The organism is Actinocatenispora sera (assembly GCF_018324685.1).
Lineage (GTDB): Bacteria > Actinomycetota > Actinomycetes > Mycobacteriales > Micromonosporaceae > Actinocatenispora > Actinocatenispora sera.
Genome location: NZ_AP023354.1, coordinates 4,732,766 through 4,747,519, shown reverse-complemented (window position 1 = coordinate 4,747,519; position 14,754 = coordinate 4,732,766). Strand labels below are relative to the sequence as shown.

Below are 14,754 nucleotides of genomic sequence, written 5' to 3'. Positions count from 1 at the left end.
TCTTCCCCGCGTGCCCGCCGGCGCGCCGGTCAGCCCGCGAGCCGGGCGCCGAACAGCTCCCGGACGCCGGGTTCGGTGCGCAGCAGCTCCAGCGCGAACGCGGCGTGGCCGGGCACGTAGCCGTTGCCCACCAGCATCGTGACGTCGGCGGCGAGGCCCTCGGCGCCCAGCGCGGCGGCGGCGAACGAGGTGGCCATGGAGAAGAAGATCACCGTGCCGCCCTCGGCGGTGGCGAGGATCGCGCCGTGCTCGCAGCCGGGTACGTCGACACACACGACGGTCACGTCGGCGCCGGTGCCCACCGCACTCGACAGGGCGACCGGGTCGGTGGCGTCGGCGATCACCACGGTGTCGGCGAGTCCGGCGGCGGCGAGCCGGTCGGCCTCGACCCGGGTGGGTACCACCCCGACGGTGCTCGCGCCGGCCCGGCGGGCGGCGGCCAGCGACAGGCTGCCGGACTTGCCGGCGCCGCCGAGTACCGCGACCCGCGGCGCGCCGCCGAGCCGGGCGGCGGCGGCCTCGACCACCCGGGCGGTCAGCGCCGGGGCGCCGCACACGTCCAGTACCGCAAGCGACAGTTCGGGGTCCTCGTCGTCGGGCAGCACCGCGGCGATCGAGCGGGCGAACAGGATGGCGTGGCCGGCGGCGGGCACCTGCTCGCCACGGCCGTCCCAGCCGGCGAGCCCGTCGGTGACCGAAAGCGGGGTCAGCGTCAGCGACACCAGCGTGGCGACCCGCTGGCCGACCCGCAGGCCCAGCGGCGACTTGTCGCCGACCGCCTCGACGGTGCCGATCAGCATGCCGCCGGAGCCGGTGACCGGATTGTGCATCTTGCCGCGGCTGGTGATGATCTCCAGGACCTCGGCGCGGATCGCGTCGCCGTCGCCGTGGTGCTTGGTGGCCAGCTGCCGGTAGCTCGCCGCGTCCAGGTTGAGCCGTTCCAGGATGATGCGTACCTCACCGGGCCGGATGTCGGGGCTGGTGTCCAGGCGCTCCGCCGCCTGCGGCAGCACCCCGGCGGGGCTCAGCACCCGATGCAGGCCGACCGGCGATTCGGTCGCCGTCACCTCGCTGCGTTCCGCGACCCCGCCCATGCGCCCCTCCACATCCGTGCCACCGCCGGAAATCCTTCGGCAGGATAATTACTCACCCGCAAGAATTCCACTATCCTTGCGCTAAGGTACCGGAGCACGCGGCACCGGCAAGCGAGGAGGCGACACCGTGGCGGAGCACGGCAGCGGTACAGGGGCGGAGCACGCCAGCGACACAGCGGCGGAGCAGGTCGAGAGCACCGTGGCGCACAGCGACGACACCGGCGGCCAGCCGTACGAGTACCGCCGGGTGGAGCTGGTCGAACCCGACTGGACCCGGCTGCCCGGTTTCGCCGACGTCACCGCCGCCCAGTGGCGCTCCGCGCAGTGGCAGCGCGCGCACTGCGTCAAGAACATCAAACAGCTGCGGCAGCTGATGGGCGATCTGCTCGACGAGAAGTTCTACGACGACCTCGCCGCCGACCAGAAACAGCACGCGACCATGTCGATGCTGCTCCCGCCGCAGATGCTCAACACCATCGTGCCTCGCGAGGTGCCCGACACCGACACGTTCTACGCCGACCCGGTCCGCCGGTACATGCTGCCGGTCGCCTCCGACCGGCGCGCCGACTGGCCCAGCCACCCGCACGCCACCCGCGACTCGCTGCACGAGCACGACATGTGGGTGGCAGAGGGCCTGACCCACCGGTACCCGACGAAGGTGCTCGCCGAGCTGCTGTCGACCTGCCCGCAGTACTGCGGGCACTGCACCCGGATGGACCTGGTCGGCAACTCCACCCCCACCATCGACAAGCTGCGGCTGTCCGGCAAGCCGGTCGACCGGTACGACGCGATCATCACCTACCTGCAGCAGCACCCCGAGGTGCGTGACGTGGTGGTCTCCGGCGGCGACGTGGCCAACGTGCCGTGGAAGAACCTCGAAGCGTTCCTGATGCGGCTGCTGGCCATCGACACCATCCGCGACATCCGGCTCGCCACCAAGGCACTGATGGGCATGCCGCAGCACTGGCTGGCCCCCGACGTGGTCGAGGGGCTGGAACGGGTCGCCCGCACCGCGCACCGGCGCGGCGTCAACCTCGCCATCCACACCCACGTCAACTACGTGAACTCGCTGACCCCGCTGGTCGCCGAGGCCGCCCGCACCGCACTGGACGTCGGCGTGCGCGACGTGCGCAACCAGGGCGTGCTGATGCGCGGCGTCAACGCCACCGACACCGACCTGCTCGACCTGTGCTTCGGGCTGCAGGGCGAGGCCAACATCCTGCCGTACTACTTCTACATGTGCGACATGATCCCCAACGCCGAACACTGGCGGGTCTCGGTCGCCGAGGCCCAGCACCTGCAGCACGCCATCATGGGCTACCTGCCCGGCTACGCCACCCCGCGCATCGTGTGCGACGTGCCGTTCGTCGGCAAACGCTGGGTGCACATGCTCGCCGACTACGACCGCGAGCGCGGCATCTCCTACTGGACGAAGAACTACCGCACCGGCATCGAGCTCGACGACCCCGACGCGCTGGAGCGCCGGTACCCGTTCTACGACCCGATCTACACCCTGCCCGAGGCCGGCCAGCAGTGGTGGCGGGAGAACTTCCCGCCGGACACCGCGGCCGCCGCCGATGCCGCGGCGGCGTCCCGCGCGGCGGCCGAACGCGACGCCGTACACGCCTGACCACCCGGCGCTGCGTCTCCGCCGCACCCGACAACGGCGTCGGGTGCGGCGGTGCCTTCCCGGTGGGTGGCGCGTCCGACACCGCACCGGGAACCCCGCGTACCGCTGGAGCCGATCGGGAAGACTGTGGCCATGGCAGAGATCGTCCTGATCCGGCACGGCGAAACCGCCTGGTCGGCCAGCGGCCAGCACACCTCCGTCACCGACCTGCCGCTCACCGAACGCGGTGAACGGCAGGCGAGCGACCTGGCCACCACCCTCGCCCGGCGCCGGTTCACCGCCGTGTACAGCTCGCCGCGCATCCGCGCCCAGCGCACCGCGCAGCTGGCCGGGCTGGCGGTCACCACGCTCGACGACGACCTCGCCGAATGGAACTACGGCGACTACGAGGGCCGCACCACCGCCGACATCCACACCGAGGTGCCCGACTGGGACCTGTGGACCGACGGCGCCCCCGGCGGCGAGAAACCCGCCGAGGTCGGCGCCCGGCTCGACCGGGTGCTGCAGCGCGCCCGCGAGCAGCTCTGCGACGGCGACGTCGCGCTGGTCGCGCACGGCCACGCGCTGCGGGTCGCCGGCGCCCGCTGGATCGGCCTGGCCGCCTCATGCGGCGGCCTGCTCAAGCTCGACACCGGCACCCTGTCCACCCTCGGCTTCGAACACGGCCGCCCGGTCATCACCAGCTGGAACGCCACCGTCACCGGCTGAGCGCTGCACCCCCGCGACAGCCACACCGCACAGCGACCGCCACGTCGGCCACGGGCACGTCGGCACCGGGCTCAGACCCGGCTACCGGGCCGCGGCGCCATCACCGCGCCGCCGGCCCGACGCGGCGCCCGCAGCCGCCGCGACACCGGCCGCAGGGCCCACGACAGCACCGTCAGCGCCGCCAAGCCGGTGAGCACCACGACCTCACCCGCCCCGTACGCCGAGCTCAGGTGCGAGACGATCGCGCCGGTGTAGACGAAGAACGCCCCCGCGTACGCCCACTCCTTCACCAGCGGCCACCGCGGCAGAAGCAACGCCGCCGCACCCGCCACCTTCCAGCACCCCAGCAACACCAGGAAGTACCCCGGGTAGCCCAGGTGCGCGACCACGTCGGCGACGAACGACAACCGGGCGAGGTCCCACGCCCCGCCGACCGCCAGCTCGGCCGCCACGATCCCGGTCGCCAGCCAGTACACCACCGGCCGCGCCGTGCCCCAGGAATCCATCGCCGGCACGTCCCTCCACCACTCGACCACGCTCGACCACCGAGCCGGCGGCCTGTCACCATGACGGACCGCCGGCGGCAAACGTGACCGGACACCGACCCCCTCGACCGCGATGCGCAAACTTGTCGCCCAACAGCACTTGTCGACCAACTTCACGCACCATAGGCTGCCTGCGACCCGATCGCCCCCGGCCGGAGGTCCCCATGACGCGACGCAGAACAGTCCTCGCCGCAGGCGCCGCAGGCGCCGGCCTGGCCGCCACCGGCCTCGCCGGCCCTGCCGCCGCCCAGGACGCCGTCGAACCCGCCCGCGCCGCGCTCCGCCGCCTCATCGGCCGCCGCGCCGACCAACTCGACCTCAGCCTCACCCCCCGCGGCGACACCGACACCTACCAGGTCTCCGGCGCCGGCGGACGGCTGCACATCCAGGCCACCACCCCGGCGACCATCCTCACCGGCTTCCGCCGCTACCTCGGTGACACCCTGCACGCCGGGATCTGGTGGGCCGGCACCAACCTCGACCACCTGCCCGCCCGGCTACCCGCACCCGCCGCCCCGATCACCGGCCGCGCCGACGTACCTCACCGGTTCGCGCTCAACGACACCAACGACGGCTACACCGGCCCCTACTGGGACCTCGACCGCTGGCGCCGCGAGGTCGACATCCTCGCACTGCACGGCTTCAACGAGATCCTCGTCTACCTCGGCGCCGACGCCGTCTACCGCGACACCCTGCGCGAGTTCGGCTACCCCGACGACGAGGTCCGCGCCTGGATCCCGGCACCCGCCCACCAACCCTGGTGGCTGCTGCAGAACATGTCCGGCTTCGGCAGCCCCGTCGCCGCCGACCTCATCGAGCACCGCGCGAACACCGCCGCCGCCCTGATCGACCACATCCGCGCCCTCGGCATGACCCCCGTCCTGCCCGGCTACTTCGGCACCGTCCCACCCGACTTCGCCGACCGCAACACCGGCGCCCACGTCGTACCCCAGGGCAGCTGGTGCGGCTTCACCCGCCCCGGCTGGCTCGACCCCCGCGACGACCACTTCACCCGCCTCGCCGCCGCCTTCTACCGCCACTCGGCCACCCGCTACGGCAACACCACCATGTACAAGATGGACCTGCTGCACGAGGGCGGCACCGCCGGCGACGTCCCCGTCGGCCCCGCCTCGAAGGCCGTCGAGACCGCGCTGCGCACCGCGCACCCCGACGCCACCTGGGTCATCCTCGGCTGGCAGGACAACCCCAAGAAGGACACCATCGCCGCCGTCGACACCAGCCGCATGCTCATCGTCGACGGGCTGTCCGAACACGCCGACAAGACCGACCGCGACACCGACTGGTCGCACACCCCGTACGCGTTCGGCACGATCTTCAACTACGGCGGCAAGTCCACCCTCGGCGCAGCCGGCGCCGCCTGGCTCGGCAAGTACCGGCAGTGGCGCGACAAACCGGGCGGCGCACTGTCCGGCATCGCCCTGATGCCCGAAGCCGGCGACAACAACGCCGCCGCACTCGACCTGTTCGCCTCGCTCGCCTGGACCGACCACACCATCGACGCCCGCGACTTCTACACCGACTACGCCACCCGCCGCTACGGCCGACCCGACCGGCACGCCACCGCCGCCTGGCAGACCCTGCGCGCCACCGCGTACGCCCTGGACGGCACCGTAAAGGGCGAACCGCAGGACAGCCTGTTCGCCGCCCAACCCAGCCTGTCCGCCACCTCCGGCGCCGGCTGGTCACCCGACACCATGCAGTACGACGGCGCCACCTTCGACCAGGCGCTGCCACTGCTGCTCGCCGCCCACCCCACCCTGCGCCACACCGACGCCTACCGCTACGACCTGGTCGACGTCGCCCGCCAGACCCTCACCAACCGCAGCCGCATCCTGCTGCCCCAGATCGCCGCCGCCTACCACGCCGGCGACACCGCCACCTTCGACGAACTCACCGCCCTGTGGCTGGACTGGATGCGGCTCCTGGAACAACTCGTCGCCAGCCGAGGCGAATTCCTGCTCGGCCCCGCCCTCACCACCGCCCGCCGCACCGCCGGCGACGCCGGCGAGTACGACCAGCGCACCATCCTCACCGTCTGGGGCGACCGCAACGCCAGCCAGGTCGGCGGCCTGCACGACTACGCCAACCGCGAATGGCACGGCCTGATCGGCGACGTCTACCTCGACCGCTGGCGCCGCTACTTCGACAGCCTGCGCACCGCCCTCGCCACCGGCCGCGCACCCACCCCGATCGACTGGTACGCCCTCACCGACGCCTGGACCCGCCGCACCAACACCTACCGCAGCCACCCCACCGGCGACGAACACGCCCTCGCCACCGCCGTGCACCGGGTGCTCACCGCCGACACCCACCAGGTACCGGTCGCCGTCACCGCCGACCCCGCCGTCCTCGTCGCCGGCGCCGCCACCACCCTGACCGCCCGCATCACCAACGCCAGCGGCCTGTCCGACGTCCACGCCGCCACCCTCACCCCCGCCGTACCCGACGGCGCCACCGCCACCGCACTCGACCCCACCGGCAGCACCACCCTCGGCGGCGGCGCCAGCGCCACCGTCCGCTGGCGCATCACCGCACCCACCGACTGGCACACCGACCAACCCACCGCCACCCTGACCGTACGAGCCGACTACCGTGCCGGCCGCACCACCGGCCACGCCACCGGAACCGCCCGGGTACTCGCCGGCGCCCCGATCACCGCCCCCTACACCACCGTCAACTTCAACGACGCCACCTTCGCCGCCGCCGGAACCGGCTTCGGCATCTTCGGCGGCGGCCGGGACATGTGGGGAAGCACCAACCAGTTCGCCGCCATCGTGCTACCCGGCGGGCTCCCCGACGGCGCCACCGCCACCGTCCGCGTCGTGCTCCAGGACCCCACCGGCCCCTGGGCCCGCGCCGGCCTGGTCGTACGCAACTCGCTCGCCACCAACGGATCGCTCGGCTACGCCAACCTCGCCGTCACCCCGCAACACGGCTGCGCCCTGTCGGTCGACGACAACAACGACGGCCGGCTCAACAAGGTCACCTCCGCCGCCGGACCCGTCGCACCCGTCACCCTGCGCCTCACCCGCGCCGGCGACAGCCTCACCGCCGCCTACTCCCCCGACGGCACCACCTGGAACACCCTCGGCACCGTGCGCCCCACCGGCCTCGCCGCCACCCCCGAGGTCGGGATCTTCATGACCGCCGCCAACGGCGGCTCCGGCGCCACCGGCCTCGCCACCTTCGACACCGTCAGCGTCCACTGAACCCACGGTCCGGGGCCCTGTTGGGCCCCGGACCGGTCAGTCGGTGTCCGCCGGCGGGACCGGCGGCCGCGCCGGACGCCCCTCGTACGGCGTGGACAACACGATCGTGGTGCGATGCGTGACCCCGGCCATCGACCGGATCCGCTGCAGCAGACCCTCCAGATCCACCGGCGAGGCCACCCGCACCTTCAACAGGTAGAAATCCTCACCGGCCACCGAATAGCACGACTCGATCTCCGGCAGGTGCGCCAACCGCTCCGGCGCATCGTCCGGCGCCGCCGGATCGGTCGGCCGGATCGCCACGAACGCCGTCAACGGCAACCCCAGCGCCTCGTAGTCGACCACCGCCGCGTACCCGCGGATCACGCCGCGCTGCTCCAACCGCCGCACCCGCTGGTGCACCGCCGACACCGACAGGCCCACCCGCTCGGCGAGATCGGTGAACGACAACCGGCCGTCGGCCGACAACGCGGCCACGATGGCCCGATCGATCTGCTCCACGCGGAAACGCTACACCGCCGGTCGCGACCGCCTCACGACGTCAGCGCACGCGAGATCACCAGCCGCTGGATCTGGTTGGTCCCCTCCACGATCTGCAGCACCTTCGCCTCCCGGAAGTACCGCTCGACCGGATGGTCGGCCACGTACCCGTACCCGCCGAGCACCTGCACCATGTCGGTGGTCACCCGCATCGCGGTGTCGGTGGCGAACAGCTTCGCCTTCGCCGCCTCCACCGTGTACGGCCGGCCCGCATCCCTCAACCGCGCCGCGGTCAGCAGCAACGCCCGCGCCGCAGCGACCTGCGTCGCCGCATCCGCCAGCATGAATCCGACCCCCTGGAACTGCGCGATCGGCCGGCCGAACTGCTCCCGCTCGGCGGCATACCCGCACGCGTAGTCCAGCGCCGCCTGCGCCACGCCGATCGCACACGCTGCGATCCCCAGCCGGCCGGAGTCCAGCGCCTGCATCGCGATCCGAAAACCGGCACCCTCGCCGCCGACCAGCCGTTCCGCCGGCACCACCGCGTCGTCGAACACGATCTGGGCGGTCACCTCAGCGGACAGCCCCATCTTGCGCTCCGGCCGCTGCGGCACCACTCCCGCGGTGGCCGGATCCACCAGCAGGCAGGAGATGCCGTTGGGCCCGGGTCCGCCGGTGCGCGCGAACACGTTGTAGAAGTCGGCCACGCCGGCGTGCGACACCCACGCCTTCGTCCCGGTCACCCGGTACGACTCGCCGTCGAGGCGGGCGCGGGTGGTCAGCGCGGCCGCGTCGGACCCGCCCGCCGGCTCGGACAGGCAGTACGCGCCGATCTGGTCGCCGCCGAGCATGTCCGGCAGGTACCGCTTGCGCTGCTGCTCGCTGCCGAACTCGGCGACCGGGAAGCACGCCAGCGTGTGCACGCTGACCCCGAGCGCCACCGACAGCCAGCGCCGCGCCAGCTCCTCCACCACCTGCAGGTACACCTCGTACGGCTGGGCTCCCCCGCCGTACTCCTCGGGGTAGGGCAGGCTCAGCAGCCCGGCCCGCCCCAGCGTGGCGAACACCGTACGCGGGAACTCCCCTCGCGCCTCGAAGCCGGCCGCGCGCGGGGCAAGTTCACGGTCCGCGATGTCGGCCGTCAACTCCAGCAGCGCCTCGGCCTCGTCGGTCGGCAGCAGCCGCTGCACCGCACTGACCGGGCCGGCGCCGGACTCGCCCATGATTCCCTCCCGAGGTTCCTGTCCTGCCACAACTGGCGGCAGCTTAACGCTCGTTCGGGTCGCTTGGGGAGTTGGCGAAGCTCCGGTTTGGGTTTGGGTGGCGGCGGTGACGCCGCCTAGTCCTTCCTAGGAAGCTAGAATATTGGGGATCGGGGATGATCGGGAGGTGCTCAGCGACGCCATCGACTACCTGCGCTGCCCGAACTGCGCCGGCGCCCTCACTCTGGACGACAGGCGGGTGCGGTGCCCGCACGGCCACAGCTTCGACGTCGCCCGGCACGGCTACCTGACCCTGCGCGCCGGCGGCGCCGGCCCTGGTACCGGCGACACCGCCGAGATGGTCGCCGCCCGGCAACGGTTCCTCGCCGCCGGCCACTACTCCCCCATCAGCGACGCGATCCGGACCGCGGCGCCGGCGGGCACCGAGCCGGTACTCGACCTGGGCGCCGGCACCGGCCACTACCTCGCGCAGCTGCTCACCGCCCAGCCCGACCGCGTCGGCCTCGCGGTCGACCTGTCCGGCTACGCGTTGCGCCGGGCCGCCCGCGCCCATCCGCGCATCGCCGCGATCGGCGCCGACGCCTGGCAGCCCCTGCCGGTACGCACCGGCTGCATCGGGCTGGTCCTCAACGTGTTCGCGCCGCGCAACGCCGCCGAGATCGCCCGGGTGCTGACCCCCGACGGGCTGCTGCTGGTCGTCACCCCGGCCGCCGACCACCTGGGCGAGCTCGTCGCGACGCTCGGCCTGGTCGGCGTGGACGCGGCCAAACCCGACCGGCTCGCCACCACCCTGGCCGACTTCGTACCGGCGGGCGCCGAGACGGTGCGCTTCGGCCTTCGGCTCGACCACGACGAGGTCGCCGCCGTCGTCGGGATGGGCCCCAGCGCCCATCACCTGCCGCCCGCCACGCTCGCCGAGCGCATCGCCACGCTGCCCGAGTCCACCGCCGCCACCGCCGCGGTCACCGTCGCCGGCTACCGTCCACGCCGCTGAACCCGAGCGGGTAGGTGGAACCGAGGAGGCGTTCGGCATCCGAGCACGCACGCCGCCGACCCGGGCCGCGCGGCGGGTCACGGCCGCACTGCACCGATTCGGGGCCGCGGAACGGCGCCCGACGCGTACGGTCGCAGCTGGCCCGACCGCACGATCACGAGGAGACACTGGTGCGCGCCGTCTACTACGAGTCCTTCGCCGACGACAACTCGACGCTACGGGTGGGCGAGCTGCCCGACCCGAAGGTCGGCCCCGGTCAGGTGCTCATCGAGGTGCGGGCCGCCGGCGTCAACCCGGTCGACTGGAAGGTCCTGGCCGGCGGTCTGGACCCGATGATCGACACCGTGTTCCCGGTCGTCCCCGGCTGGGACGTCGCCGGCGTGGTGGTCGACCGCGGCCCGGACACACCCGAGTTCGCGCCCGGCGACGAGGTCATGGCCTACGCCCGCAAGGAAGCGATCAGCGCCGGCACGTTCGCCCAGTACGTCGCGGTCTCGGCCCCCGCCGTGGCGGCGCGGCCGGCCACGCTCGACTGGCCCCAGGCCGGCGGCCTGCCCCTCGCCGGGCTGACCGCGAAGCGCTGCCTGGACCGCACCGACGTGCACGCCGGCGACGTCGTCCTGGTCCACGGCGCGGCCGGCGGGGTCGGCACCCTCGCCGTCCAGCTCGCCGCGGCCCGCGGCGCCCGGGTCCTCGGCACCGCGTCGGCGGCCAGCCACGACGCCGTGCGGGCGCTCGGCGCCACCCCGATCGAGTACGGCGACGGCCTGGCCGAACGGGTCCGCGACCTCACCCCGGACGGCGTGACCGTCGTCCTGGACCTGGTCGGCGGGCAGCTGCCCACCACCACCGCGGTACTGGCCGAGGGCGGGCGGCACGTCTCGATCGCGGACCCTACCGTCGAGGGGCACGGCGGAGCCTGGGTCTGGGTCCGGCCGGACGGCCCCGGGCTCGCCGAACTCGCACAGCTCGCCGACGCGGGCCGGCTGACGGTACCGGTGCAGGCCAGCTACCCGCTGACCGAGGTCGGCGCGGCGTTCGACGCCAGCCGCGGCGGCCACACCCACGGCAAGCTGGTCATCGTGCCGTGACCTGCCGCGCTCGTCGGGCACGAACGCGCAGCGCTTGTCGGGCACGAACGCGCAGCGCTCGTCGTGGTGAACGGACACGCAGCGCTCGTCGTCCGGCACGGACGCGCAGCGGTTGTCGTACCGGCATGGCAGGCTGGCACGGGTGAGCCGACCGCTGCTGCTCGTCGACGCCGCGAGCCTGTACTTCCGCGCCTTCCACGGCATCCCCGCCTCGATCACCGCACCCGACGGCAGCCCCGTCAACGCGGTCCGCGGCTTCCTCGACATGCTCGCCCAGCTCATCCGCACCCGCCGGCCGGACCGGATGGTCTGCTGCCTGGACGCAGACTGGCGGCCGGCCTGGCGGGTCGCGCTGATCGGGTCGTACAAGGCGCACCGGGTCGCCGCCGACGGCGGTGAGGAGGTGCCCGACGCGCTGAGCCCGCAGGTGCCGATCATCCTGGATGCGCTGCGGGCGGTCGGCATCGCCACCCTCGGCGCACCCGGCTGCGAGGCCGACGACATCATCGGTGCGCTCGCCGCCCGCGAGCCGGGCCCGATCGAGGTGGCCACCGGCGACCGTGACCTGTTCCAGGTCATCGACGACGACCGGCAGGTCCGGGTGCTCTACTGCGGCCGCGGCGTGGCCAAGCTGGAGGTCTACGACGACGCCGCCCTGCACGGCCGCTACGGCGTGCACCCGGCCCAGTACGTCGACTTCGCGGTGCTGCGCGGCGACCCGTCCGACGGGCTGCCCGGTGTGGCGGGCATCGGTGACAAGACCGCGGCCGGCCTGATCGCCCGGTACCAGACGCTCGACGCGCTGCTCGCCGCCGTCGACGCCGCCGACCCGGCGGTGCGCCCCGCGCAGGCCCGCAAGCTCGCCGCGGCCCGCGACTACCTCGCGGTGGCGCCCCGGGTGGTCGCGGCCGGCGCGGAGGCTCAGGTCCCGCCGGTCGACACCGCGCTGCCGGCCGTCCCGGCCGACGAGCGGCAGCTGCTGGCGCTCGCCGAGCGGTGGAACCTGGCGAGCCCGCTGACCCGGCTCACCGACGCGCTGGCGGAGACCGCATCGGCGTAGCGGTCACGCATCCCCGCAGAGCACCAGCGGGTCGGCGCGGGCCCGGTAGTCCTCGATGTCGATCCTGGCCTCGACCGCACAACCGAGCCGGGTGCACTCGCATACGAACGGCCCGGCGAGCGGCTTCGTCGCCCCGATCCAGTCTCGATGTGCGGTCAGGTTCGCCAGCACCGCCGCGTTCTCGGCCTGCCGCAACCGCTGCCGGGTGTCCCCGTCGGCCGCGCCGACCGGACCGGCACCGTCGGCCGCGCCGACCGGACCGGCACCGTCGGCCGCGCCGACCGGACCGGCACCGTCGGCCGCGCCGACCGGACCGGCACCGTCGGCCGCGCCGGCGCTCCCAGCACCGTCGGTGCGGCCGGCGATGCCGTCGGCGCCGGTGGCTGTGGGTGTGGGGGGAAGGCCGAAGTGTTCGGCGACCAGGTCGGTGAGGCGGTCCCAGTCGGCGTCCTCGTCGACCTCGACGCAATCGCCGCCGATCGCCCGGACCTGCGTGCCCAGATGCTCGGCGAGCAGCACGTCGCGGTCGATCAGCGTGTCCAGCACCCGGCGCTGGGTGGCCTCGTCGGCCGGGCCGGCGACGCCGCGCTGCCGGCGTGAGCGGCGGATCCGAGCCGGCGTCGGGATCAGCCAGAGCGCGGCGCCGCCGCTCGCGGCGACCTGCGCCGGGAGCAGCTGTGGCCCCTCCACGATCGTCAGCGTCCGGTCGGGCAGCGCCGCGAGGTCGTCGGCGAGCATCGCGAACTGCTCGGCAGCGTACCCGAGGAAGCGCGCCAGCTGGTCGTGTGGCGACGGCGCCAGCCAGCGCTCGGTGAAGTCCAGGCCGGCCGCGGCCCGTACGACCGGCCAGCCGGGTTCGATCGTCGCCCGCCGCTGGTGCGCGTAGCTGTAGGCGTCCACCGGCCACAACCGCAGGTCGTACCGGTAGGCCAGGCGCCGCGCCAGGGTGGTCTTGCCCGCCCCGCAGCCGCCACCCAGCCACACCATGTTCGCCATCGCCGCCTCCCTCTCGCCGGTACGGCCAGTGTGCCGGCGAGGGGGGTCGCAAAGATCATCATCGCCGCCGATGTGTGCGATGCGTCGAGGCACGTACGCTTCGGGGTGCGGGCGGACGTGATCGCGGGCTGGCGGCGCGCCGACGCTGCGCCGGCCGTACGGTACGAGGGTCGGCCGACAGCCACCGCCCGAGGAGCACCGCATGGCGAGCACGCCACCCGCAGCCCAGCACCCGCTCGCCCTGTTCGGGGTCGAGGAGCTGCTGACCGACGACGAGCGGGAGATCCGGGACACGGTGCGCGCGTTCGTCGCCGACCGGGTCCGGCCGCAGCTCGCAGAGTGGTACGAGGCGGGCCACGTGCCGGCCCGCGAACTCGCCGTGGAGCTGGGCAAGCTCGGCGTGCTGGGCATGCACCTGACCGGCTACGGCTGCGCCGGTACCAACGCGGTCAGCTACGGGCTGGCGTGCGCCGAGCTGGAGGCGGCCGACTCGGGGCTGCGCAGCCTGGTCTCGGTGCAGGGGTCGCTGGCCATGTACGCGATCCACGCGTTCGGGTCGGAGGCGCAGAAGCAGCGCTGGCTGCCGGAGCTGGCGGCCGGCCGGGCGATCGGCTGCTTCGGCCTGACCGAGCCGGACTTCGGCTCAAACCCGGGCGGGATGCGCACCCGGGCCCGGCGTGACGGCGACGACTGGGTGCTGTCCGGCAGCAAGATGTGGATCACCAACGGTACGGTCGCCGACGTCGCGGTGGTCTGGGCCCGCACCGACGACGGGGTGCGCGGCTTCCTGGTGCCGGCGGGTACGCCCGGATTCACCGCCACCGAGATCACCCGCAAGCTGTCGCTGCGCGCCTCGGTCACCGCCGAGCTCGCCTTCGACGACGTGCGGCTGCCCGCCGAGGCGATGCTGCCGGACGCGCGCGGCCTGCGCGCCCCGCTCAGTTGCCTGGACGAGGCGCGGTTCGGCATCGTGTTCGGCGCCACCGGCGCCGCCCGCGACTGCCTGGAGACCACGATCGCCTGGGCGGTCGACCGGCAGGCGTTCGACCGGCCGGTCGCCGGTTTCCAGCTGACCCAGCAGAAGCTGGTGGACATGACGCTGGAGCTGGGCAAGGCGACGCTGCTCGCGCTGCACCTGGGCCGGCGCAAGGACGCCGGCTCGCTGCGCAGCGAGCAGATCAGCCTGGGCAAGCTGAACAACGTCCGGGAGGCGCTCACGATCGCCCGCGAGTGCCGCACCATCCTCGCCGCCGCCGGCATCACGCTGGACTTCTCCCCGCTGCGGCACGCCAACAACCTCGAATCGGTGCTGACCTACGAAGGCACCAGCGAGGTGCACACCCTGGTGCTCGGCCAGGCGCTCACCGGCGTCCCCGCCTTCCGCTGAACCGCGCCGCTGAACCGCGCCTCCCCCTCCCGCGCGCTGAGCCGCACATGCCCCTCCCGCGGCGCTGAACCGCGCCTCCCCGTCACGCCCGCTGGTCCGTGCCGGTGAGGGCGCCTCCCGCGGCCCACCGTCCCGCACGCTCCCGCGCCTCCGGCGGCACCCTTCGTGGTGGTTGCGAGCCGGTTGCCGTCGACGGCAGTGCCGGATGTGTGATTGGTCCTGCTTCGTGCTCGGTCGCGTGAGCTGCGCCACGCTCCGCATTGCTTCCTAGGTAACTGACTCATGCTCGTCACGCCATGCAAGATCGCCCCCGGTG

Annotated in this window: 12 protein-coding genes; 7 read left to right on the top strand and 5 right to left on the bottom strand. The window is 73.5% G+C overall.

Annotated features, from left to right (window positions below):
* Window positions 1–29 precede the first annotated feature (29 nt).
* Window positions 30–1,094 carry an L-erythro-3,5-diaminohexanoate dehydrogenase gene (gene kdd, locus Asera_RS22580; protein WP_051802169.1) on the bottom strand — a complete coding sequence of 355 codons (1,065 nt, stop codon included), beginning with the start codon at window positions 1,092–1,094 and terminating at the stop codon, window positions 30–32.
* A gap of 199 nt (window positions 1,095–1,293) precedes the next feature.
* Here kdd and Asera_RS22575 point away from each other — a divergent pair, with 199 nt between their 5' ends.
* Both Asera_RS22575 and Asera_RS22570 read left to right on the top strand, forming a co-directional pair.
* Window positions 1,294–2,724: a KamA family radical SAM protein gene (locus Asera_RS22575; protein ID WP_030445986.1), complete on the top strand. Its 1,431-nt coding sequence runs from the start codon at window positions 1,294–1,296 to the stop codon at window positions 2,722–2,724.
* Window positions 2,725–2,856: 132 nt separating this feature from the next.
* The gene (locus Asera_RS22570) at window positions 2,857–3,432 is read left to right on the top strand and encodes a histidine phosphatase family protein (RefSeq protein ID WP_030445985.1); all 576 of its coding nucleotides are present in this window, start codon (window positions 2,857–2,859) and stop codon (window positions 3,430–3,432) included.
* A gap of 71 nt (window positions 3,433–3,503) precedes the next feature.
* Here Asera_RS22570 and Asera_RS22565 read toward each other — a convergent pair whose 3' ends face one another.
* Window positions 3,504–3,938 carry a DoxX family protein gene (locus tag Asera_RS22565; protein ID WP_035296472.1) on the bottom strand — a complete coding sequence of 145 codons (435 nt, stop codon included), beginning with the start codon at window positions 3,936–3,938 and terminating at the stop codon, window positions 3,504–3,506.
* Between the two features lie 203 nt (window positions 3,939–4,141).
* On the opposite strand from Asera_RS22565, the gene Asera_RS22560 reads away from it, so the two are divergent.
* Window positions 4,142–7,207, top strand: a complete 3,066-nt coding sequence (locus Asera_RS22560; protein ID WP_030445983.1) for an alpha-N-acetylglucosaminidase — start codon at window positions 4,142–4,144, stop codon at window positions 7,205–7,207.
* Between the two features lie 36 nt (window positions 7,208–7,243).
* Here the strand turns inward: Asera_RS22560 and Asera_RS22555 are convergent, their stop codons facing one another.
* Window positions 7,244–7,708, bottom strand: coding sequence for an Lrp/AsnC family transcriptional regulator (locus Asera_RS22555; RefSeq protein WP_030445982.1), 465 nt, complete (start codon window positions 7,706–7,708; stop codon window positions 7,244–7,246).
* Window positions 7,709–7,740: 32 nt separating this feature from the next.
* Complete coding sequence (locus Asera_RS22550; RefSeq protein ID WP_030445981.1) at window positions 7,741–8,910, bottom strand: acyl-CoA dehydrogenase family protein; 1,170 nt, start codon at window positions 8,908–8,910, stop codon at window positions 7,741–7,743.
* Between the two features lie 166 nt (window positions 8,911–9,076).
* Here Asera_RS22550 and Asera_RS22545 point away from each other — a divergent pair, with 166 nt between their 5' ends.
* The 3 genes from Asera_RS22545 (at window position 9,077) to Asera_RS22535 (ending at window position 12,055) form a co-directional block, all read left to right on the top strand.
* Window positions 9,077–9,904 carry a putative RNA methyltransferase gene (locus Asera_RS22545; protein ID WP_030445980.1) on the top strand — a complete coding sequence of 276 codons (828 nt, stop codon included), beginning with the start codon at window positions 9,077–9,079 and terminating at the stop codon, window positions 9,902–9,904.
* A gap of 170 nt (window positions 9,905–10,074) precedes the next feature.
* A complete protein-coding gene (locus tag Asera_RS22540) occupies window positions 10,075–10,995 on the top strand; it encodes an NADP-dependent oxidoreductase (RefSeq protein ID WP_030445979.1) in 921 nt (306 codons plus the stop codon).
* Window positions 10,996–11,137: 142 nt separating this feature from the next.
* Window positions 11,138–12,055 (top strand): 5'-3' exonuclease, encoded by a 918-nt coding sequence (locus Asera_RS22535; protein WP_030445978.1) that lies wholly within the window; start codon window positions 11,138–11,140, stop codon window positions 12,053–12,055.
* 3 nt (window positions 12,056–12,058) lie between these two features.
* On the opposite strand, the gene Asera_RS22530 is transcribed toward Asera_RS22535, so the two are convergent.
* Entirely contained in the window at window positions 12,059–13,051 is a 993-nt protein-coding gene (locus Asera_RS22530; RefSeq protein ID WP_212804708.1) for a hypothetical protein, read from the bottom strand.
* Window positions 13,052–13,253: 202 nt separating this feature from the next.
* On the opposite strand from Asera_RS22530, the gene Asera_RS22525 reads away from it, so the two are divergent.
* A complete protein-coding gene (locus Asera_RS22525) occupies window positions 13,254–14,438 on the top strand; it encodes an acyl-CoA dehydrogenase family protein (protein ID WP_030445976.1) in 1,185 nt (394 codons plus the stop codon).
* The last annotated feature ends 316 nt before the right edge of the window (window positions 14,439–14,754 follow it).

Bases quoted from the DNA above. Each gene is read 5' to 3' on its own strand.
- kdd (WP_051802169.1), bottom strand. From the start codon at position 1,094: ATGGGCGGGGTCGCGGAACGCAGCGAGGTGACGGCGACCGAATCGCCG.
- Asera_RS22570 (WP_030445985.1), top strand. From the start codon at position 2,857: ATGGCAGAGATCGTCCTGATCCGGCACGGCGAAACCGCCTGGTCGGCC.
- Asera_RS22565 (WP_035296472.1), bottom strand. From the start codon at position 3,938: ATGGATTCCTGGGGCACGGCGCGGCCGGTGGTGTACTGGCTGGCGACC.
- Asera_RS22560 (WP_030445983.1), top strand. From the start codon at position 4,142: ATGACGCGACGCAGAACAGTCCTCGCCGCAGGCGCCGCAGGCGCCGGC.
- Asera_RS22550 (WP_030445981.1), bottom strand. From the start codon at position 8,910: ATGGGCGAGTCCGGCGCCGGCCCGGTCAGTGCGGTGCAGCGGCTGCTG.
- Asera_RS22530 (WP_212804708.1), bottom strand. From the start codon at position 13,051: ATGGCGAACATGGTGTGGCTGGGTGGCGGCTGCGGGGCGGGCAAGACC.
- Asera_RS22525 (WP_030445976.1), top strand. From the start codon at position 13,254: ATGGCGAGCACGCCACCCGCAGCCCAGCACCCGCTCGCCCTGTTCGGG.